The organism is Mesorhizobium sp. M1C.F.Ca.ET.210.01.1.1, assembly GCF_004791585.1.
Lineage (GTDB): Bacteria > Pseudomonadota > Alphaproteobacteria > Rhizobiales > Rhizobiaceae > Mesorhizobium.
Genome location: NZ_SRUU01000201.1, coordinates 1 through 295 on the forward strand (window position 1 = coordinate 1; position 295 = coordinate 295).

Below are 295 nucleotides of genomic sequence, written 5' to 3' on the forward strand. Positions count from 1 at the left end.
GGAGTAGGGGAAAGCGCCAACCAATCCTTCCCCGTTCCAGCCTCGCATGGCATGGTCGAACTCTCGGCCGAGGGGCCGATTCTTTCGGGGGACTGCCATGACTTTCTTCACCGCCCGCCGCATCGCCGCGGCGTTCTTCATCGCCACGCTGGCCGCGCCGGCGGCGCATGCCGGCGACGTCACGTTCGAGATCAGGAACGGCCATCCCAACGCCATGCGGCTCGAACTCTACAGCCAGGACCGCGACTACGTCTGGCCGGGCAATGACAAGGATTTCTACCTCGACGACGGCGAG

1 pseudogene is annotated in these 295 nt (G+C 65.1%); it reads left to right on the forward strand.

Annotation, left to right across the window (positions count from 1 at the left end):
- Positions 1-97 precede the first annotated feature (97 nt).
- Positions 98-295, forward strand: a pseudogene (locus EN853_RS33575) (hypothetical protein); the annotation flags it as partial.